At 60.9% G+C, this 19,999-nt stretch carries 14 protein-coding genes; 10 read left to right on the top strand and 4 right to left on the bottom strand.

Annotated elements, in window-relative coordinates; all coding sequences use genetic code 11:
- Positions 1-38 precede the first annotated feature (38 nt).
- Positions 39-2,474 carry a DNA topoisomerase (ATP-hydrolyzing) subunit B gene (gene gyrB, locus EDE05_RS15290; RefSeq protein WP_134101915.1) on the top strand — a complete coding sequence of 812 codons (2,436 nt, stop codon included), beginning with the start codon at positions 39-41 and terminating at the stop codon, positions 2,472-2,474.
- A 143-nt stretch (positions 2,475-2,617) separates the two neighbouring features.
- On the opposite strand, the gene EDE05_RS15285 is transcribed toward gyrB, so the two are convergent.
- On the bottom strand, positions 2,618-3,217 hold the full coding sequence (locus EDE05_RS15285; RefSeq protein ID WP_132411048.1) for a nitroreductase family protein: 600 nt from the start codon (positions 3,215-3,217) through the stop codon (positions 2,618-2,620).
- 157 nt (positions 3,218-3,374) lie between these two features.
- Here EDE05_RS15285 and EDE05_RS15280 point away from each other — a divergent pair, with 157 nt between their 5' ends.
- The 9 genes from EDE05_RS15280 to EDE05_RS15240 all read left to right on the top strand — a co-directional run bounded on the left by EDE05_RS15280 (position 3,375) and on the right by EDE05_RS15240 (position 12,794).
- Positions 3,375-4,217, top strand: a complete 843-nt coding sequence (locus EDE05_RS15280; RefSeq protein WP_132411046.1) for a fumarylacetoacetate hydrolase family protein — start codon at positions 3,375-3,377, stop codon at positions 4,215-4,217.
- Between the two features lie 261 nt (positions 4,218-4,478).
- The gene (locus tag EDE05_RS15275) at positions 4,479-5,762 is read left to right on the top strand and encodes a polyhydroxyalkanoate depolymerase (protein ID WP_132411208.1); all 1,284 of its coding nucleotides are present in this window, start codon (positions 4,479-4,481) and stop codon (positions 5,760-5,762) included.
- 147 nt (positions 5,763-5,909) lie between these two features.
- Entirely contained in the window at positions 5,910-6,332 is a 423-nt protein-coding gene (locus EDE05_RS15270; protein WP_134101912.1) for a DUF2852 domain-containing protein, read from the top strand.
- Between the two features lie 87 nt (positions 6,333-6,419).
- The gene (locus EDE05_RS15265; RefSeq protein ID WP_112796065.1) at positions 6,420-7,181 is read left to right on the top strand and encodes a M48 family metallopeptidase; all 762 of its coding nucleotides are present in this window, start codon (positions 6,420-6,422) and stop codon (positions 7,179-7,181) included.
- Between the two features lie 561 nt (positions 7,182-7,742).
- Positions 7,743-8,399 (top strand): phosphoribosylanthranilate isomerase, encoded by a 657-nt coding sequence (locus EDE05_RS15260; RefSeq protein WP_132411206.1) that lies wholly within the window; start codon positions 7,743-7,745, stop codon positions 8,397-8,399.
- A 10-nt stretch (positions 8,400-8,409) separates the two neighbouring features.
- Positions 8,410-9,630, top strand: coding sequence for a tryptophan synthase subunit beta (gene trpB / locus EDE05_RS15255; protein ID WP_132411042.1), 1,221 nt, complete (start codon positions 8,410-8,412; stop codon positions 9,628-9,630).
- A 1-nt stretch (position 9,631) separates the two neighbouring features.
- A complete protein-coding gene (gene trpA, locus EDE05_RS15250) occupies positions 9,632-10,471 on the top strand; it encodes a tryptophan synthase subunit alpha (RefSeq protein ID WP_132411040.1) in 840 nt (279 codons plus the stop codon).
- Between the two features lie 41 nt (positions 10,472-10,512).
- Positions 10,513-11,409, top strand: a complete 897-nt coding sequence (gene accD / locus EDE05_RS15245; RefSeq protein WP_105372222.1) for an acetyl-CoA carboxylase, carboxyltransferase subunit beta — start codon at positions 10,513-10,515, stop codon at positions 11,407-11,409.
- Between the two features lie 32 nt (positions 11,410-11,441).
- The gene (locus EDE05_RS15240) at positions 11,442-12,794 is read left to right on the top strand and encodes a folylpolyglutamate synthase/dihydrofolate synthase family protein (RefSeq protein ID WP_132411038.1); all 1,353 of its coding nucleotides are present in this window, start codon (positions 11,442-11,444) and stop codon (positions 12,792-12,794) included.
- Positions 12,795-12,872: 78 nt separating this feature from the next.
- Here the strand turns inward: EDE05_RS15240 and trxA are convergent, their stop codons facing one another.
- The 3 genes from trxA to addB all read right to left on the bottom strand — a co-directional run bounded on the left by trxA (position 12,873) and on the right by addB (position 19,995).
- Positions 12,873-13,193 (bottom strand): thioredoxin, encoded by a 321-nt coding sequence (gene trxA, locus EDE05_RS15235; RefSeq protein WP_132411036.1) that lies wholly within the window; start codon positions 13,191-13,193, stop codon positions 12,873-12,875.
- Between the two features lie 72 nt (positions 13,194-13,265).
- Positions 13,266-16,808: a double-strand break repair helicase AddA gene (gene addA, locus EDE05_RS15230; protein ID WP_132411034.1), complete on the bottom strand. Its 3,543-nt coding sequence runs from the start codon at positions 16,806-16,808 to the stop codon at positions 13,266-13,268.
- The gene (gene addB / locus EDE05_RS15225; RefSeq protein ID WP_132411204.1) at positions 16,801-19,995 is read right to left on the bottom strand and encodes a double-strand break repair protein AddB; all 3,195 of its coding nucleotides are present in this window, start codon (positions 19,993-19,995) and stop codon (positions 16,801-16,803) included. The genes addA and addB overlap by 8 nt, the downstream gene beginning before the upstream one ends.
- Positions 19,996-19,999 lie beyond the last annotated feature (4 nt).

The raw sequence follows: 19,999 nt of genomic DNA, 5'->3' as shown, positions 1-19,999 counted from the left end.
TCGCATGGCCAGCATCTCAAACGATTGGAAGAAAATTGATGACCGATACAACCGTCAGCGAGAATGACGCGAGTGCCGAATATGGTGCCGATTCGATCAAGGTCCTGAAGGGCCTCGATGCTGTCCGCAAGCGTCCCGGCATGTATATCGGCGATACAGACGATGGCTCCGGCCTGCATCACATGGTGTATGAAGTCGTAGACAACGCGATCGACGAAGCCCTGGCCGGCCATGCCGATCTGGTGACCGTGGCGCTGAACCCTGACGGCTCGGTCACCGTGACGGACAACGGTCGCGGCATTCCGACCGACATCCACACCGGCGAGGGTGTGTCGGCTGCGGAAGTCATCATGACGCAGCTCCATGCCGGCGGGAAATTCGACCAGAACTCCTACAAGGTTTCCGGCGGTCTGCACGGGGTTGGTGTTTCCGTCGTCAATGCTCTGTCGGTCTGGCTGAAACTGCGCATCCGGCGCAACGGCAAGGTCCACGAGATCTCCTTCACGCATGGAGTCGCCGATGCGCCGCTGAAGGTTATCGGGGAGTATGAAGGCCGCTCCGGCACTGAGGTTACCTTCCTCGCAAGCCCGCAGACCTTCACCATGACGGAATACGATTACAATACCCTCGAGCATCGTCTTCGCGAGTTGGCATTCTTGAATTCGGGCGTGAGAATCCGGCTAACGGACAAGCGCAAGCCGGATATCCGTGAAGAAGAGATGCTCTATGACGGCGGTTTGGAAGCCTTCGTCCGTTATCTCGACCGCGCTAAGAAACCGCTGGTCGAAAAGCCTGTCGCCATCAAGGGCGAGAAGGACGGCATCACCGTCGAAGTCGCGATGTGGTGGAACGACAGCTACCACGAGAACGTGCTCTGCTTCACCAACAACATTCCGCAGCGCGATGGGGGCACCCATATGGCGGGTTTCCGCGGCGCGCTGACCCGCCAGGTCACGTCTTACGCCGACACCTCCGGTATCACCAAAAAAGAAAAGGTCACACTGCAGGGGGAAGACTGCCGTGAGGGCTTGACCGCGGTGCTTTCCGTCAAGGTCCCGGATCCTAAGTTTTCGTCGCAAACGAAAGACAAGCTTGTTTCCTCGGAAGTCCGGCCAGTGGTCGAAAGCCTCGTTAACGAGGCTCTTAGCACTTGGTTCGAGGAACATCCGACCGAAGCAAAGATCTTGGTCGGCAAGGTCGTCGAAGCCGCCGTCGCCCGCGAGGCGGCTCGCAAGGCGCGCGAACTCACCCGTCGCAAGGGTGTTCTCGACATTGCCTCGTTGCCGGGCAAGCTCGCCGATTGCTCCGAACGTGATCCGGCAAAGTCCGAACTTTTCCTCGTGGAAGGTGACTCGGCGGGCGGTTCGGCAAAGCAGGGCCGTTCGCGCGAAAACCAAGCGATCCTGCCCCTGCGCGGCAAGATCTTGAATGTGGAGCGCGCGCGTTTCGACAAAATGCTGTCGAGCCAGGAAATCGGTACGCTGATCACGGCGCTCGGCACGTCGATCGGCAAGGACGAATTCAACGTCGACAAGCTGCGTTACCACAAGATCATCATCATGACGGACGCCGACGTCGACGGCGCTCATATCAGAACGCTTCTGCTCACCTTCTTCTTCCGGCAGATGCCGGATCTGATCGAACGTGGGCATATCTATATCGCCCAGCCGCCGCTTTATAAGGTGACGCGCGGCAAATCGGTCCAGTATCTGAAGGACGAGAAGGCGCTTGAGGAATATCTCATCGGCATGGGTCTGGAGGACGCGACCTTGACGCTCGGCTCGGGAGAGGTAAGGGCCGGTCAGGATCTGCGTGAAGTGATTCAGGATGCCCTTCGCCTTCGCTCCCTGGTCGAAGGGCTGCACTCCCGTTACAGCCGTTCGATCATCGAGCAGGCGGCGATCGCCGGCGCGTTGAACCCGGAACTGACGGATAATCCCGAACGCGCCCGGCAGACGGCAGATGAAGTGGCCCGGCGGCTGGACATGATCGCCGAAGAAACGGAGCGGGGCTGGTCCGGCCATGTGACGACGGAAGGCGGCTTGCGCTTTGAGCGCATGGTGCGCGGCGTCAAGGAGGTCGCGGTCGTCGATGTTGCCCTGATTGGCTCGGCGGATGCCCGCCATATCGATCAGATGACGGCGCGCCTGCAGGAAATCTACCGCACGCCGCCGGTGCTCAGCCGCAAGGAAGGGGCGCAGGAGATTCCGGGTCCGCGTGCACTTCTGGATTCGATCTTCGCTTCCGGTCGCAAGGGCCTCTCCATGCAGCGTTACAAGGGACTCGGTGAAATGAATGCCGAGCAGCTTTGGGAAACGACGCTCGATCCGAACGTCCGTTCTCTGCTGCAGGTGAAGGTCAATGATGCGACGGACGCCGACGGTCTCTTCTCGCGTTTGATGGGCGACGAAGTCGAGCCGCGCCGCGAATTCATCCAGGAGAACGCGCTAAGCGTCGCCAACCTCGACATCTGACGTTCCGGCACCGGACGACAATAAAAGCGGCGGGTCGCAATGCCCGCCGCTTTTTCTATGTCCAGAGTAAAAAATGTTTCACGTGAATCTTTCCTGTGGATAGGGATTCACGTGAAACAATTCTTAAATCTCGGTGCCAAGCCTCATGGCTCCCCGGCGAACCTGCCTTCGAAGGCAATTTCGGAAACGGGCTTCCGCTTGCTCGGGAATTCCCGCTCGGCAAGATCGTCAGGAAGCGTGCTCCGATCGGCAATCCGGCCGATCGCCGCCGCCGCCTCCACTCGATAGCCTTCCGGAATGCCGAGCGCCTCGATCGCCCTTTCCTTGTCGAAACCTTCCATGCCGTGAGCGTGATAACCAAGCTTCATCGTCTGGCAGATGACGGAAAACCAGGCAGCGCCGGTATCGTAGGAATGGGTATAGGCGGGCTTTCGTTCGCCGTCTTTGGAAACCCGATAGGTTTTCGAGACGACGAACACGAGTGCGGCGGCATTCTTTGCCCAGCGCTGGTTGCCGGGGACAAGGATGTCCACCAGAATGGGGAACGAAGCAGTTCCGCGAAGTGCATAGATGAATCGCCACGGCTGGTTGTTGCCGGAGGACGGTGCCCAGTGGGCGGCATCTAGGATCGTCAGCATCGTCTCCTGGCTGATCGTCTCCTCCGTGAAGGCCCGCGGCGACCACCGATCCAGGAAAAAGGCATCGATGGGAAACTCGGATTGTCGGGAATTGCTGCTGGTCATGAACTTCCCTTGGCGGGTTGGCAAAAAAAATCACAGACATCTACATAGTCGACAGCCCGCCGAGGGCAACAGGTCACTTTCCCCCTGAAACGGACGTGACAAGCAGGGGCTCTTGATCCATAAACGCGCCTTGTCTGACAACCGGAGGAGAGATTCCTTGAAACTGATGCGCGTTGGTGAGCCGGGCCAGGAGAAGCCGGCCGTGGTCGATAGCAATGGTAAGATTCGCGATCTTTCCGGCCACGTGGCCGATATAGCGGGTTCGGCGATATCGCCGGAGGGACTTGCTAAGATTGCGGCGATCGATCCGGAAAGTCTGCCCGAGCTTCAGCCGACCCGCATCGGCGCCTGCGTCGCCGGCACCGGCAAGTTCATCTGCATCGGCCTCAATTATTCCGATCATGCCGCCGAAACGGGTGCGACCGTTCCGCCGGAGCCGGTCATCTTCATGAAGGCGACTTCCGCGATCTGCGGACCGAATGACGACGTCCTCATTCCGCGGGGTTCGGAAAAGACCGACTGGGAAGTCGAGCTCGGCGTCGTGATCGGGAAGACCGCCAAATACGTCTCCGAAGCCGATGCCATGGATTACGTCGCCGGTTATTGCGTCAGCCACGACGTTTCCGAACGCGCGTTCCAGACGGAGCGCGCTGGCCAGTGGACAAAGGGTAAGTCCTGCGACACCTTCGGCCCTGTCGGCCCCTGGCTCGTCACCAAGGACGAGATCGCGGATCCGCAGAACCTCGGCATGTGGCTGAAGGTCAATGGCGAAACCATGCAGAACGGTTCTTCCAGAACCATGGTCTATGGCGTCGGCTATCTCGTTTCCTATCTCAGCCAGTTCATGTCGCTGCATCCGGGCGACATCATTTCTACAGGAACGCCTCCGGGCGTCGGCCTCGGCATGAAGCCTCCGCGGTTCCTAAAGGCCGGAGACGTCGTCGAGCTTGGCATCGAAGGCCTTGGCAGCCAGCGCCAGACCTTTGTCGCCGATGTATAAGTGATTGACGGACTCTCATCCTTGCTTGTGGGAGTCCGTATCTGCCCGGCCATCACGGAACCTTAAGGCTTGCGTGCCATTCTAGAGAGCACAGATGATTTGTGTTCCGCTCGTTCCGCCCTCAGGCATGTCCAGCCGGTTCTCTCCCAGATGTTGCATTGCAATAGAAAAGTGCTAGCCTGTTCCCCCATAAATAACGAACCGATTGGTTCGATGCCCCTGCCGAATACCCTGTCGGAAATCAAGAAAGGTGGCACCTCGATGTTCTATCAGCTCTATGAGATGAACCACGCCGTCATGGCGCCCTTCCGCGCCGCTGCGGATGCCATGCGCTTTTTCTATGCCAATCCCCTCAACCCCTTCTCGCAGACCACCGTGGCCCGCACCGTTGCGGCAGGTTTGGAAGTTTTCGAGCGGGTCACCCGTCGTTACGGTAAGCCGGTTTTCGGACACGCCGAAACCACGATTGACGGAAAGCCTGTTGCGGTGACCGAGGAGGTCGTCTGGGCAAAGCCTTTTTGCAATCTTCTGCATTTCAAACGCCACGTGGCGGGCGGCAGGGGGCAGGATCAAAAGATTCTGGTGGTTGCGCCGATGTCCGGCCACTATGCCACGCTTCTGCGGGGTACTGTCGAAGCGCTTCTCCCCCATGCCGATGTCTATATTACCGACTGGATCGACGCCCGGATGGTGCCCTTGTCCGAGGGACGGTTCGATCTGGACGACTATATCGATTACATCATCGAGATGTTGCATGTCATCGGGCCTGGTACGCATGTGATCGGGGTGTGTCAGCCCTCGGTGCCGGTCCTGGCGGCGGTGGCCGTCATGGAGTCCCAGCAGGATTCGATGATCCCCGCTTCGATGACCTTGATGGGCGGGCCGATCGACACCCGCATCAATCCGACGGCTGTCAACGATCTCGCGCAGCAGAAGCCGCTCGAATGGTTCCGCGAAAACGTCATCATGAACGTGCCGTGGCCGCAGCCGGGGTTCATGCGCCGTGTCTATCCAGGCTTCCTTCAGCTTTCCGGCTTCATGTCGATGAACCTTGACCGGCACCTCGTCGCGCACAAGGAATTTTATGAACACCTTGTCAAGAACGACGGCGAGTCGGCTGAAAAGCATCGGGATTTCTATGACGAATATCTGGCCGTTATGGATCTCACCGAAGAATTTTATCTTCAGACGGTCGACACGGTCTTCATCAAGCATTCGCTGCCGAAGGGCGAGATGATGCATCGCCGCATCCCCGTCGATACGTCGGCCATCCGCAATGTGGCGCTGCTGACGATCGAGGGAGAAAACGACGATATCTCCGGTCTCGGCCAGACGCAGGCGGCACAGACCATCTGCGCGAACATCCCGGAGGACATGCGCCAGCATTACATGCAGCCGGATGTCGGTCACTACGGCGTGTTCAACGGGTCGCGGTTCCGTCGCGAGATCGCGCCCCGGATCGTCGCGTTCACCCAAAAGCACGCCCGCACACCATCCAGGACGACGCCGTTCAAACGGATCATCAAGGGCGGCAAGGCCGGCTGAGACCGCCTCGTTCCGATTTCCGGCATATATTTCAGCATCTTCTTGAATTTAATGATTCCCCTTCTTGAAGGGGGGTCATACGCTCACCAAATCGAATTCAGTCGGGCTGGCATGCGGCCACCCGCTGAAAACCTTAGGGTGTGACCTATGAACCAGTCAGCATTGATTCGTCCGGAGTGGACGCCGGCCACCATCGCTCTCATGGTGCTCGGTTTTGTGGTCTTCTGGCCGTTGGGCCTCGCCATGCTTGCCTATATCCTCTTCGGAGACAGGCTTCGCTGCTTCAAGCGCGACGCAAACGATCGCGCCGATCGCATGTTCGCCGGCTGCCGCCGGGCGAAGTCTCGTTACAACACGCATTTTTCGACGGGCAACGTCGCGTTCGACGATTGGCGCAAGGCTGAGCTCGACCGCCTCGAAGAAGAGCGCCGTAAGCTGGACGAGATGCGCGATGAATTCGATTCCTACGTCCGCGAGCTTCGCCGAGCCAAGGACCAGGACGAGTTCGACCGCTTCATGCGCGAGCGCAAGAATCGGCCTTCCGGTGAGAACCCGGTCGTCGACCTGTAACTCCTGCTTGGATTCACGTGAAACAGAATGGAGCCGGCGTCGAAAACGCCGGCTTTTTTAGGGAAGGGAATCGGTTAGAAAGAAAGAATGTTCGCGCTTCTGAAAAAGCCCCCCCGCACAAAATCGAGACCCCTCGAAACGGTGAAGCGCACCCTGGATGTCGGCGATCGCGCAATGCCGCTGACGATCAGGGAAAATCGTCGGGCCACCCGCATCACGCTCCGGATCGAGCCGGGCGGTCGGGCGCTCAATCTCACGGTACCACTTGGGTTGCGGCGGCACGAGATCGAGGATTTTCTTGACCGTCATCAGGGATGGCTGCTGACGCGGCTTGCGAAATTTTCCACCGAAAACCCCATTCGCCCGGGCGGCTGCGTTCCATTTCGTGGCGTGTCTCACCGCATCGAGCATACTGGCTCCCTGAGAGGGATAACCGAGGCTCTGGTACTGGACGGTCAACCGGTATTGAAGGTGAGCGGACTTGAGGGTCACATAGGCCGACGGCTTTCGGCCTTTTTCAAGAAGGAGGCGCGCAAGGATCTGGAGGTTCTTGTTGCTCGCCATGCTGCCGCGATCCGCAAGCCGGTTCGGTCGATCACCATGAAGGATACCCGCAGCCGCTGGGGCTCCTGCTCCTGGGATGGAAACCTGAGTTTTTCCTGGCGCATCGTCATGGCCCCGTCTCTCGTCATCGACTATCTCGCGGCCCATGAGGTGGCGCATCTGAAGGAGATGAACCACGGTCCGAAGTTCTGGGCGCTCTGCAAGGAGCTCTGCCCGCGGATGGAAGAGGCCCGCAAATGGCTGAAGCAGCATGGGTCGCAGCTCCATGCAATCGATTTTGATTGATCGCCACGGGCCACATCTTCTCTTTATCTCAGCGGGAGAGGGGCAAAATACGGCTCCTGGTGCCGGATTTTTCAATAGCTTAACAAAAATCCCATCCCCGTCCCATGGGGCTCGCCTAGAATTTGCCCATCCCGCTTCGGCTACACCGGCCCGCATAACCGGCGAGGCGGGACCGGTGATCTGGCGAACCGCCCTTATGCAAGCGGATCGTCAGGGGCTGCGCAGAAAATGGTTCCCCTCTCGCCGGAACCGGCGGGGCGTGCGTGTGTCGCACACAAACCGGCCCTGATAAACATCATCGACAAACGGGTCGCCGCAGAGGAACCGGAGTTGCGCGGAAAAAACACACCGAACGGGACACGTTGCGTGTCACCTAAACTAATTTATACGAGGCACACGACGTGTCCCGGCCGATCCTCGCCTCAAGGCCGAGGATGACGAAAGAACAAACGCTCGTCCTCCCGGGCGAGCCCCGCAAGACCCGAAGATCGCCAAGGGGCCAATCCGTCTTGGCACGATTTGCCTCGACTTCGGCAAGATTTCGTGTCACTCCCGCACCTCATGAAACCTGATATCAAGATCTGCGGATTGAAGACCCCAGAGGCTGTCGATCGCGCCGTGGCGCGGGGCGCCACGCATATCGGTTTTATCTTTTTTCCCAAAAGCCCGCGTAATATTGCGCCGGAGGTTGCTGGCGAGATGGCGGACCGTGTCCGGGGGCGCGTGAAGATCGTCGCCGTCACGGTGAATGCCGACGACGAGGAGCTGGACGACATCGTTTCACTGCTCCGTCCGGATATCCTGCAGCTGCACGGCAACGAAAGCCCGGAACGCGTCCTGCACTTGAAGGCGCTCTACGGCCTGCCGGTCATGAAGGTTTTTTCGGTCAGGGAGGCCGGCGATCTCGACCGCATCGACGCTTATATCGGCGTCGCCGACCGTTTCCTGTTCGATGCCAAGGCCCCGGCGGGATCCGAACTTCCGGGCGGCAACGGCGTTTCCTTTGACTGGAGTGTGATGGCTTCGCTTGACGAAAGCGTGGATTACATGCTTTCCGGGGGATTGAACAAGGATAATGTCGCTGCCGCGCTCGCGTCTACCCGCGCAACCGGTATCGATATGTCGTCCGGTGTGGAAAGTGCGCCGGGCGTCAAGGACCTTGGCATGATCGATGCGGTCTTCGATGCTATCGCAGCAGCGCGGCAGAAGATCGCCTAAGGAGTTGAGAGTGAACCAGACGCCACAACCCAATTCGTTTCGTTCCGGCCCTGACGAGGACGGCCGTTTCGGCATTTTCGGCGGACGCTTCGTCGCCGAAACGCTGATGCCGCTGATCCTGGATCTGCAGGGCGAATGGGAGAAGGCGAAGACCGATCCTGTCTTCCAGAAGGAGCTGGCGGATCTCGGCGCTCACTATATCGGCCGTCCAAGCCCGCTTTATTTCGCCGAGCGCCTGACGGCCCATCTCGGCGGAGCGAAGATCTATTTCAAGCGCGAAGAGCTCAACCACACCGGTTCGCACAAGATCAACAACTGCATCGGGCAGATCCTGCTTGCCAAGCGCATGGGTAAGACCCGTATCATCGCAGAAACCGGTGCCGGTCAGCACGGCGTGGCCTCAGCCACCGTCGCCGCCCGTTTCGGTTTCCCCTGCGTCGTGTACATGGGCGCCACCGACGTCGAGCGTCAGGCCCCCAATGTGTTCCGCATGAAGCTCCTTGGTGCGGAAGTAAAGCCGGTGACAGCCGGGAACGGCACGCTGAAGGACGCCATGAACGAGGCGTTGCGCGACTGGGTCACCAATGTCGATGACACCTATTATCTGATCGGCACGGCTGCCGGCCCGCATCCTTACCCGGAAATGGTCCGCGACTTCCAGTCTGTCATCGGCACTGAAGCCCGGGAGCAGATCCTGGAAGCGGAAGGCAGGCTTCCTGATGTCGTCATCGCCGCGGTGGGCGGCGGCTCCAACGCAATCGGCATCTTCCATCCCTTCCTGGACGACCAGGATGTAAAGATCGTCGGCGTCGAAGCAGGCGGCCGCGGGCTTCAGGGCGAAGAACATTGCGCTTCCATCACCGCCGGCACGCCGGGCGTGTTGCATGGCAATCGCACCTATCTGCTGCAGAATGAAGACGGGCAGATCCTCGAAGGCCATTCGATTTCGGCGGGCCTCGATTATCCGGGCATCGGCCCTGAGCACAGCTGGCTGCATTCCATCGGCCGGGTGGAATATGTGCCGATCATGGACCAGGAAGCTCTGGACGCATTCCAGGTTCTCACTCGACTTGAAGGCATCATTCCGGCACTGGAGCCGAGCCACGCCCTCGCAGAAGTCATCAAGCGCGCGCCGAAAATGGGCAAGGAAGAGATCATCCTGATGAACCTCTCCGGCCGGGGCGACAAGGATATCTTCACCGTCGGCAAGATTCTCGGAATGGAACTCTGACATGACAGCTCGTATGGACAACCGTTTCGCGGCGCTGAAAGCCGAGGGCCGTCCCGCTCTGATCACCTATTTCATGGGCGGCGATCCGGATTTCGAAACGTCGCTGAACATCATGAAGGCTTTGCCGGAGGCCGGTGCGGACGTCATAGAACTCGGCATGCCGTTCTCGGATCCGATGGCCGATGGGCCAGCAATCCAGATGGCGGGTCAGCGGGCGCTCAAAGGCGGCCAGACCCTTTCAAAGACGTTGGAACTGGCGCGGAAATTCCGCGAAGGGGACAACGAGACGCCGATTGTGATGATGGGCTACTACAATCCCATCTATGTCTACGGCGTCGACAAGTTTCTCGATGACGCAATCTCGGCCGGGATAGACGGCCTGATCGTCGTCGATCTGCCCCCGGAAATGGACGATGAACTTTGTATCCCGGCTCTTGCCAAGGGCATCAACTTCATCCGACTCGCAACACCTACCACCGATGACAAGCGTCTGCCGGCCGTCCTCAAGAACACGTCCGGTTTTGTTTATTACGTCTCGATGAACGGCATCACCGGTTCGGCTCTGCCGGACCCGTCGCTGGTTTCGGGCGCCGTCAAGCGCATCAAGGGCCACACAAAGCTGCCCGTCTGCGTCGGCTTCGGCGTGAAGACGGCCGATCACGCCAAGGCGATTGGCGCTGCGGCCGATGGCGTTGTGGTCGGCTCGGCAATCGTCGCGCAGATTGCGGGCAGCCTGACGAAGGACGGTGCGGCAGGTCCGGATACAGTCGCAGCTGTTTCGACCCTGGTTCGCGGCCTGGCGACCGGCGTACGCGCCGCCCGCCTTGTTGCCGCCGAATAGTTTACCCACATTAGGCAAGATTCCAACGGGAGTACGCCCAAGTGAACTGGATCACCAATTATGTCCGGCCACGTATCAATTCCATGCTTGGCCGCCCGAACCGGGACGTTCCGGAAAACCTCTGGATCAAATGCCCGGAAACCGGCGAAATGGTCTTCCACAAGGATCTGGAAGAGAACAAGTGGGTCATCCCCGCATCCGGCTATCACATGAAGATGCCGGCCAAGGCGCGACTGAAGGATCTGTTCGACGGCGGCCACTTCGAATCGCTGCCGCAGCCGAAGGTCGCTCAGGACCCGTTGAAGTTCCGCGATTCCAAACGTTACGCCGATCGCCTCAAGGACAGCCGGGTAAAGACTGAGCAGGAGGATACCATCCTGGCCGGCGTCGGGCAGGTGCAGGGTCTGAAGCTCGTCGCCGTCGTTCACGAGTTTAATTTCATCGGCGGTTCGCTCGGCATGGCAGCCGGCGAGGCGATCGTCAGGGCCTGCGAACGGGCGGTTTCCGAAAAGTGCCCGCTGGTCATCTTCCCGGCTTCCGGCGGGGCGCGCATGCAGGAGGGCATCCTGTCGCTGATGCAGCTTCCGCGCACCACCGTTGCCGTCAACATGCTGAAGGAAGCGGGCCTGCCCTATGTCGTCGTGCTGACCAATCCAACGACCGGCGGCGTCACCGCTTCCTATGCAATGCTGGGCGACGTCCACATTGCCGAGCCGGGTGCTGAGATCGGTTTTGCCGGCAAGCGGGTGATCGAGCAGACGCTGCGCGAGAAGCTGCCGGAAGGTTTCCAGACTTCGGAATATCTGCTTGAACACGGCATGGTCGATATGGTCGTAAAGCGTCACGACATCCCGTCGACGCTGGCAAGAATCCTGAAAATGCTGACGAAGCAGCCGATCCAGCAGGCGATTGCAGCACCGGTTGCGGCCAGCGCCTGACCGATTGACGTGTCGAGAGCCGGAGCGGCGGGATGAGCACGATGAACGAGCCCGTTGTCAGCGCGGCTGAACAGGAAATCGACAAGCTGATGGCCCTTCATCCGAAGGGTTTCGACCTTTCGCTTGATCGGATCACACGGCTTCTCGAAGTTCTCGGTAATCCGCATAAGAAATTGCCGCCGGTCATCCACGTTGCAGGCACCAATGGAAAGGGGTCGGCGACGGCTTTCTGCCGGGCGCTGCTCGAGGCGGGCGGCTATGCAACGCATGTTCATACTTCCCCACATCTCGTGAATTGGCACGAACGTTACCGGATCGGCGTCACGGGTGGGCGAGGCCAGCTGGTCGATGATGCCATGTTAGCGGATGTGCTGCGACGTATCGCTGCCGCAAACGACGGCCAGACCATTACGGTCTTTGAAATTCTGACGGCGGCTACCTTTCTGCTCTTCTCCGAGCAGCCGGCCGATGCGGTCATCCTCGAAGTCGGCCTGGGCGGCCGTTTCGATGCCACCAATGTCATTTCCGATCCGGCCGTCTCCGTCATCATGCCGATCTCGCTGGATCATCAGGCCTATCTTGGCGATCGTGTGGAACTGATCGCTGCGGAAAAGGCGGGCATCATGAAGCGCGGCCGGCCGGTCGTCATAGGGCACCAGGAATTTGAGGCAGCCCAGGATACACTGGTTTCCACCGCGGAGCGGCTGGGCTGTCCGATGTCTGTCTACGGTCAGGATTTTTCCGCCCACGAGGAATTCGGCCGCCTGATTTACCAGGACGAATTTGGCCTTGCGGATCTGCCGCTGCCGAGACTTCCCGGTCGGCACCAATATGCCAATGCCGCAGCGGCGATCCGAGCCGTCAAGGCGGCAGGCTTTCCGGTGACCGAAGCCATGATGGAAAAGGCGATGGCAACGGTCGAGTGGCCGGCCCGGTTGCAGCGGATTACCGAAGGCAAGCTTCTGGGTCATGCGCCGGAAGGCGCGGAAATCTGGCTGGACGGCGGACACAATCCCGGTGCCGGCGAGGTGGTTGCCGAAGCTATGGCCGCCTTCGAGGAGCGCCAGCCTCGGCCGCTCTATATCATCGCCGGGATGATCAATACCAAGGATCCTGTCGGATATTTCCGGGCGTTCGCAGACATTGCCGAACATGTCTTCACCGTCCGCATCAGGGGCAGTGAGTCGGCACTCGATCCCGTGGTCCTGGCCCATGCCGCCTTCGATGCAGGGCTGGTCGCGGAACCGGCGGGCTCGACGGAGGAAGCCTTGCGGGAAATTACGGAAAGGCAGCTACCCGGAGCCCCGCCGCCCCGTATCCTTATCGGCGGATCGCTTTATTTCGCCGGCAACGTGCTTGCCGACAACGGCACTCCACCGAAATAAGGGTCCTTTTCGGAAACAGCAAAAAACCCGGCTGCAGGGGACAACCGGGTTTTTCGAGGTCATGCTGCGTAAAAAGGCTTAAGCGGCGCCGGAGATCCAAGCCGAAAGGGCAGTCTTCGGAGCGGCCCCGACCTTGATGTCGGCCACTTCACCGTCCTTGAACATCGCGAGCGTCGGGATCGAGCGTACGCCGAACTGGGCTGCCAGTTCCGGGTTCTCGTCGATGTTCAGCTTGGCGACCTTCACCTTGCCTGCCAGCTCGGTGGCAATTTCTTCGAGGCTCGGAGCGATCATTTTGCAGGGACCGCACCATTCAGCCCAGAAGTCCACGACCACCGGCTCGGCCGAATTCAGGACTTCGGACTGGAAATTGCTGTTATCGACTTTCACGGTAGCCATAGGGCTCTCCTTCACGATTCTCTGTTGGTGTAAATGTGAGACGGGCGCTCAAAGTTTTCAATGGCGGTCATCTCACTTTGTTTTGAGTTCTGCAAGCGAACGTGACAGGAGTTCCGGTGGTAGGGTAATAACGGCAGCTGTTTCGGTATAAACGAGGATGCAGTCGAGGTCTTTTGCCGGATAAAGCGGCTTCAGGATTTCTCGGTATATGGCAAGCTGGGCGCGATGGGAAAATGGCACGTCGTCTGGCGTCTCTGGCGGAACGCGATTGGTCTTGTAGTCGAGAATGATCACCCGATCTTCCGTCACCACGAGCCGGTCTATTCGCCCGGAAATGGCATAGTCCTTTCCCTCCAGAGCCAGGGTCCCCATGATCGAGACCTCGGCCTGGCTCTTTTCGGAAAAGATTGGCCGGAGCTCGGCCTGCGAAAGCACCGACATGACGCTGGCCACGAGATTGTCTCGCTCGGCTGCCGGCCAGAAGCGTGCGGCCCGCTCCGCATAGCGCCGGGCGGCGGTCTCCCGCTCGGCCTCGGGAAACTCCGTCAGCATCTGCAGCATGCGGTGTACGAGCCGGCCCTTTTGCAATGCGAGGCCGACACTTTTTTCTTCGCGGAAGAGCGGTGACGTGACGATCAGATCGTCGGCATCGTCATCGATCATGGCGCCGGCACCCGAAGGGCTCAAGGGACGTGGCAAAAGCGTCTGCGGCGGTAGCGCCCTGGAGAGGGCGGCAGGCAGAGCGCTTTTGTCTCCTGACGCCGGGAGCCTTTCCTGACTTTTCTCGATCCTGCCGGCAGTTCCAGGCAGCCGCCATTGAAAGCCACTCCATTCCCCGTCCGCACCGGAGAACTGCACCGGCTTGCAGCGGTTTTCGTCGGCTGAGAGCGCCCTGGCAATCATGGCCTGCCAGGTGTCGGGATTGTCGATCTTGCCGCGGTAGCCGCAGACGATCAGCCGGTCGGCGGCGCGAGTCATGCCAACGTACAGAAGCCGGCGGTATTCTTCCTCGGTCGACCGTCTTATCCGCTCGTCATCGGCCGCCGTGAGGGCATTGGCGAGCCCCTTCCCCGGAACCCAGGCCGGCACTTCCTCACCCGCAATCCTCAGCAATCTGAACTTTGGCACATGGGAGGAAATGAACGCTTTCGAACCGCTGTCCACGAGAAAGACGACCGGTGCTTCTAGCCCCTTGGAGGCATGCACGGTCATAATTCTAATCTCGTTTCGTCCGCCGTCCTGCTCGCGTTTCACCTCGGGAGATTCCAGCTCAAGCGTGGAAACGAGGGCTTGCAGCCCAGGCAGACCGTTGGTTTCGTGATCCAGGGCGAAGGTTAGAAACTCGTCGAGGATGTCGCCGGCTTCGGTGCCGAGCCGACCAAGGAATTTACGCCGGCCGCCATACTGGCCGAGAATCCGTGCAAAGAGATCATGCGGGCTGACCTCCCGCGAAAGCGTCAGGAGATGCTGTAGCCGGTCCGCTGCATTGCGGAACCGCAAAGGCTGTTCTTCCGCCAGGCCGTTGAGTTGTGTCCAGGCGCTCGCATTCGCCGGGCGAAGCGCTGCGATCTCGAAGACATCTTCTTCCGAAAGGTTGAAGAGCGGACTTTTCAGGAGAGCGACGAGCGACAGATCGTCCTGAGGAAGCAGCAGGAAACGCCCGAGCGCCAGCAGGTCCTGCACGGCGATGTGGCTGGTCAGCCGCAACCGATCCGCACCGGCGACAGGAATGTTGTCGCGCCGTTTCAACGCCCGGGTGAGCGCATTGACGAAAGCGTCGCGCTTGCGGACGAGCACGAGGATATCACCGGGCTCGATCAGTCGCTCGACGCCCTTCTCGATAATGGTTTCGCTGCCGATCATTTCGCCGATCCGGTTGGCGATCCGGCTTGCAAGAATGGCGGACGGGGCCTTATCGGGCGTCGAGTCGAAAGGCGCGGTCCAATCCTCCTCCTGCTCGGAGGCTTCCGGCATCACGACGTCCCAGAAATCGACGGCCCCGGGGTGACCGATCCGGTTGGAGCGGTGCTGAACGGGCTCGCCCAGCGCGCTGAGACCCCTCGAATTCTCTTCCAGCGAAAACACCTGGTCGACGGCGGCCAGCACGTCGGCGGTGGAGCGGAAGGAGAGGGGAAGCCGTACCGGATGGAACGGCTGACCGCTTCCCGTCACCCGCCTTTCGGTTTCGCTGCGCTCCTCGGCAAAACGTTCCGGCCGCGCGCCCTGGAAAGAATAGATAGATTGTTTCTCGTCCCCAACGGCGAAGATCGTGCGCCGGGCCGCCCGCGCGCTGGCCCCGGAATAGAAATCCTCGGCAAGCGACTTGATGACCGTCCACTGAACAGGGCTGGTATCCTGCGCCTCGTCGACAAGGATGTGGTCGATGCCCTGATCGAGCTTGTAGTGCACCCATGCACCGACGCCCTCACGGGTGAGGAGCTCTGCGGTACGGGCTATCAGGTCTTCGAAATCCAGCAGACTGCGCCGTTTCTTGAGGTCCTCATAGTCTTCGTTGAGCCGCCGGGCGAGCGCCAGTGCCGCCTTGGTTGCTTCGAACATGCGGATAAGCCGCAGCCGGTCCCGGCATGCAACGATATGCATGCGGGCGGCTTCGATCGCTTGCGCCAGCTCCGGCGCGGTTGTGACCATCGCTTTGGCAATCAGCGAGCTGTCCGCCTTCGGCTTGCCTTCGCGTGTCAGGAAAATCTGGTCGAGATGCTGAGCCCGCTTGAAGACGTCGGGCTCCCTCTGGACCATCCGAAGCCCGTAGGCCACCTCCGTTACCTTTTGCCCCCCTTTCTGGTCGGCCAGGGCCAGATAGAGGTCGAGCGTCAGGCCTGAAAGAGCTGGCAGCGGCCAATAGCCGGCTGCGATGCTCTCTTCGGTATCCGCCGGCTGAAGCCCGAAGGCGCGTTTCAATTCAACGCCGACGCCACCGTGGCGCTCCGCCCGCGCGACGAAGCGGCGGATCGCGGTGCGGTTCGAAATAATGTCGGACAGCAAGGTCTCGAGGCCGAATTCGTCACCGAGATCGAGTACATGCGCGAACGCTTCCGCAAGTTCCGGGTCCTCTTCCGCGGACGTGGCGGTCAGCAGGGAGCGGCGGGCTTCCGCCAGCAGCGCGGATGCTGCGCGGTCGTCGAGAACCGAAAAGTGGCCGGCAACATTGGCTTCAAGCGGGAACTGGTGGAGCAGCGCCTCGCAAAAGGCGTGGATCGTCTGGATCTTCAGGCCGCCCGGCGTCTCCAGCGCCTTTGCAAACAGCCGCCGTGCTTCGGCAAGTTTAAACGAATCCGGCTCCTGTCCTTCGATGGCTGCGATTCTTTTCCGCAGTTCGTCGTCGGAGAGCACCGTCCACTCGGACAACCTCTGAAAGACGCGGTTCGACATTTCCGACGCCGCAGCCTTCGTGTAGGTGAGGCAGAGGATGGAGGAGGGCCGGCATTCGGAAAGCAGAAGCCGGATGACACGCTGGGTCAGAACATGGGTCTTGCCGGAGCCGGCATTGGCCGATACCCAAGCGGAACTGACCGGATCGGAAGCCAGCGACTGCTGCACTGTCGTCCAGTCGATCCACCGCAGCGGATCGTCGTCCTCGGGAAGGTGGTCATTCATCCGTTTCGGCCTCCCCGTCGTCATCCGCGGTGGACCATTCCGCCACACGGGCAAGGTGGTCGTATTCGCCGCCGAAATCGCCTTGCATGAACGGGATCAGCCGGGATGCGAAGCCGGCTTGACCGGTGCGCAACGCAACGACGAAACGAGTAAGCTGCTCAAGCGATTCCTGGGCCAGATCCAGGGCTGATTTGGGCTGGCGTTTCGCCGTTGCGTTTGCATCCTCGTTGTTGACCTTTTCCGACTTGAAACGGTCTCCGGGCCGCAGGCGGACATAGACGAGGTCCTTCGGCTGCAGCAGCCCCGCGTCACGGAATGCCCCCGCCATCAGGGCGGCTGCTTCGAGCGCCAGCTGGGGGTCGAGCAACGCCCGTGCCTGCGAGACGGACGGGCTGAGGCCGGTTTTGTAGTCGATGAGATCGGCCTGGCCGGAGCCCGTGATGTCGATGCGGTCGGCAATGCCGGTGACGCGTATGCCGGCAGGCTCCAGCTCCCAGCCGGCGCCGACTTCCGTCAAGGTCTTGCGGACGTCCGGAGCGCGGCCGGTTTCCCAATCGAGGAACGCCCGGGCGACGTGCCGGAAACGCGGCCGCCAGACCTGATCGATATGCGGCGGCAATTGTGCGGCGTCGAAAAGCTCCTCGGTGATTCGCTTCATCGCTTCGCTTGCTGCCGGCGATCCGGGTTGGTGGCCTTCGCGGGTATGGCGATCGATGATGGCGTGATAGAGCGTGCCGCGTTCCGAGGCGCCTGGATCTTGATTGAATGGTGCAAGCGGATCGAGCTGCAAGACGCGGCGGGCGTAGACGGAATAGGGGTCGCGGCGCAGCCGACCCACTTCGCTGAATGAATATTTCGTCGGCTGCAGCTCGGCCGGCGGTTTCGGAGCAGGGCGCTTGGCTTGATCCTGCCTCTCGCCTGCATCGATGACCGCGGCCCAGTCGCGATATTGCTGACCGCGGGCTTTCAGCTCGTCAGCGAAGGACTTGCCGCCGAGCGCAAGCAGCCTCTGCAGCCAGCGCGAGGCCACGGTCGGGGTGGAACCCTGGCGCAACGAACGCGACAGGATAAGGTGGCGGGTTCCGCAGGCCATTTCGAAGTCGTGAGCCAGCTGTCCTATGCGCCGCTCAGGCGGCTCAAGGCCCATATCCGTCTTCATCGTCCGGGAAAGGAAGGGGTTGTTCACCGTCTGGCCGGGCCAGGAGCCCTCGTTCAGCCCGCCGAGGATCATCATGTCGACGCTCTGCAGGCGGGCTTCCAGCGTGCCGAAGATGAAGACACGCGGATGGCTGAGGGAGCGTGGCTTTACCGCTTCCCCCGTCGTCAGCGCCATCACGATATCGACCCATTGCGGCCCGTCCGCCTCCATCTGGCCGTCCGTGTCGATGACCTCCGACAGGAGGCTCGCCAGCCGCTCCCCCGCTTCGCTTGACCAGAGGGCAGCGAGATTTCCCTTTTCGTCTATGCAGATCGCCTCCAGCGCCCGACCGGTTCGCTCCGCCCAGTCGGAAAGGAGAAGACGGGTCGTCAGCCCGCGACCATCGGGACGTCTGCGAAGCAGCGCGCCGGCAAGCGGTTCCACCGCTTCGGATAGGCGGCGGGCCAGATCACGGGCCTGGTCTGCCGCTTCTCGGGTCAAAGAGAGCCGCCAACGGGGCGGGTGCCTGTCGTCCAACTGATCGGCGAGCTGCTTTTCAAGCAGCGGCTCCAGAGCGGATATGTCCATGTCGCCGACTCCCCCGCGCAGTGCCAGGACTTCCAAGGCTTCGACGGCGGTGCGCAGGTCGCCCGACGGAAGGCCGAGACGCAGGAGGGGATGCTTCAGAAGTCCGACGATGGCCACCGGATCTCCCGGTCGCAGCGTCGCTTCCAGCAGGAGCTGGGTGATCGTGCCTTGCGGCGTGCCGGAAAGGGGCGAGCCGGCCGAATCGTCTGCGATGACGCCGAAGCGTGCGAGTTCGGCGGTGACCCGGCGGGCAAGCATCCGGTCGGGCGTGATGAGCGCAGCTTGGCTGTCTCCGCCGTTTCTGCCGGGTTCCTCGAGCGCCAGACGCAGTGCAATCGCGATCGCGACGGCTTCTTCGCGTTCGTTGGCGGCCTCAATGAGGGATACTTCGGCGAATGCCCGCCCGAGTTGGTGAGGGTCAGCCGCTTCCCGCCAGCTATTCCAGCGATCGGTTGCCTTGGCGGGGACGAGGGCCTGCGAGATTGCGGTTGCCCGGAATATCAGTTCGTCCGGCACCTCACCCAGGATGCGGACATCGTCCCGCGTGACGCCGAGCTTCTGCAGCAGCCGCCATAGGCCGAATTGCGGGTGGCTGCGGCTTGCGGGTTCGGACAAGCCGTCGATGGCGTGTTCGCCAATCGTCGCCCATTGATCCGCCGGCATGGAAAGATCGAGACCGGGCAGGACCACGGTTCCGTTCGGCAGCCGGGAAATGGCTGCGATCAGATCGGCCGCAGCCGGCACGGAACCTGTGGAGCCCGCCACGATAACAGGCCCTTTGTGATCGCGTGTAGCGATCCTTTTAGCCTCGCCACGCAGGATTGCTGCCTGATGTCTTGCCGGCGAAGAACGTTTGAGTTCCTCCAGGCGCGCCGGCCAAAAGGCGCTGGCGATCGACAGGAACTCCGCAGTCAGCTGCCACCAGAGCGCATGTTCACCCGTGTTCAGGTTCTTCAAGTCAGACCAGTCGCGATCCTCGGTCTCGACCGCGGTGATGAGCTCGGAAAGCGCCCGAGCAAGCCAGATTGCATCGGCGGGGCTTGCGGGGGCCACAAGCGGCGATTCCGAATGTATGTCGAGCACGATCTTCGGAAGCTGGTTGCGCCAGGCAAGGATCAGCCGCCCGAGTTCCAGGAGGCTAGCGGTGCCGCCGATCGGCAACGCCAGATCCATTTCCTCCGGTGCCGCAAGGTCGAAATAGCCGCTGTCGTCGTCCGTTTCCCCAAGTGGACGAATGACCGGCAGGATCGTCGAGCGACCGCCGAGAAGATCGACGAATTCCGAGCGCAACACGCGGGCGGAACGCCGCGTCGGCACGAAGATCGTTACATTTGCGAGCGAAAGCGGTTCGGAAGGATCGTAACGGAACGTCTCATCGAGGCGCCCTTCACAAAGGGCAGTGGCCAGCGTTTTCAGAAACGGCGCGCCCGGCGGGATGGAAAACACGCGTTTCTGCCGCATATCC

The organism is Neorhizobium sp. R1-B (assembly GCF_004368875.1).
In the GTDB taxonomy this organism is placed as follows: domain Bacteria; phylum Pseudomonadota; class Alphaproteobacteria; order Rhizobiales; family Rhizobiaceae; genus Neorhizobium; species Neorhizobium huautlense.
This window is presented reverse-complemented; position numbering and strand designations above follow the sequence as displayed.

Coding starts and splice junctions, on each gene's coding strand:
- EDE05_RS15275 (WP_132411208.1), top strand. CDS start 4,479: ATGTTCTATCAGCTCTATGAGATGAACCACGCCGTCATGGCGCCCTTC.
- EDE05_RS15285 (WP_132411048.1), bottom strand. CDS start 3,217: ATGACCAGCAGCAATTCCCGACAATCCGAGTTTCCCATCGATGCCTTT.
- EDE05_RS15270 (WP_134101912.1), top strand. CDS start 5,910: ATGAACCAGTCAGCATTGATTCGTCCGGAGTGGACGCCGGCCACCATC.
- trxA (WP_132411036.1), bottom strand. CDS start 13,193: ATGGCTACCGTGAAAGTCGATAACAGCAATTTCCAGTCCGAAGTCCTG.
- gyrB (WP_134101915.1), top strand. CDS start 39: ATGACCGATACAACCGTCAGCGAGAATGACGCGAGTGCCGAATATGGT.
- addA (WP_132411034.1), bottom strand. CDS start 16,808: ATGAATGACCACCTTCCCGAGGACGACGATCCGCTGCGGTGGATCGAC.
- trpA (WP_132411040.1), top strand. CDS start 9,632: ATGACAGCTCGTATGGACAACCGTTTCGCGGCGCTGAAAGCCGAGGGC.
- EDE05_RS15265 (WP_112796065.1), top strand. CDS start 6,420: ATGTTCGCGCTTCTGAAAAAGCCCCCCCGCACAAAATCGAGACCCCTC.
- EDE05_RS15260 (WP_132411206.1), top strand. CDS start 7,743: ATGAAACCTGATATCAAGATCTGCGGATTGAAGACCCCAGAGGCTGTC.
- EDE05_RS15240 (WP_132411038.1), top strand. CDS start 11,442: ATGAGCACGATGAACGAGCCCGTTGTCAGCGCGGCTGAACAGGAAATC.
- addB (WP_132411204.1), bottom strand. CDS start 19,995: ATGCGGCAGAAACGCGTGTTTTCCATCCCGCCGGGCGCGCCGTTTCTG.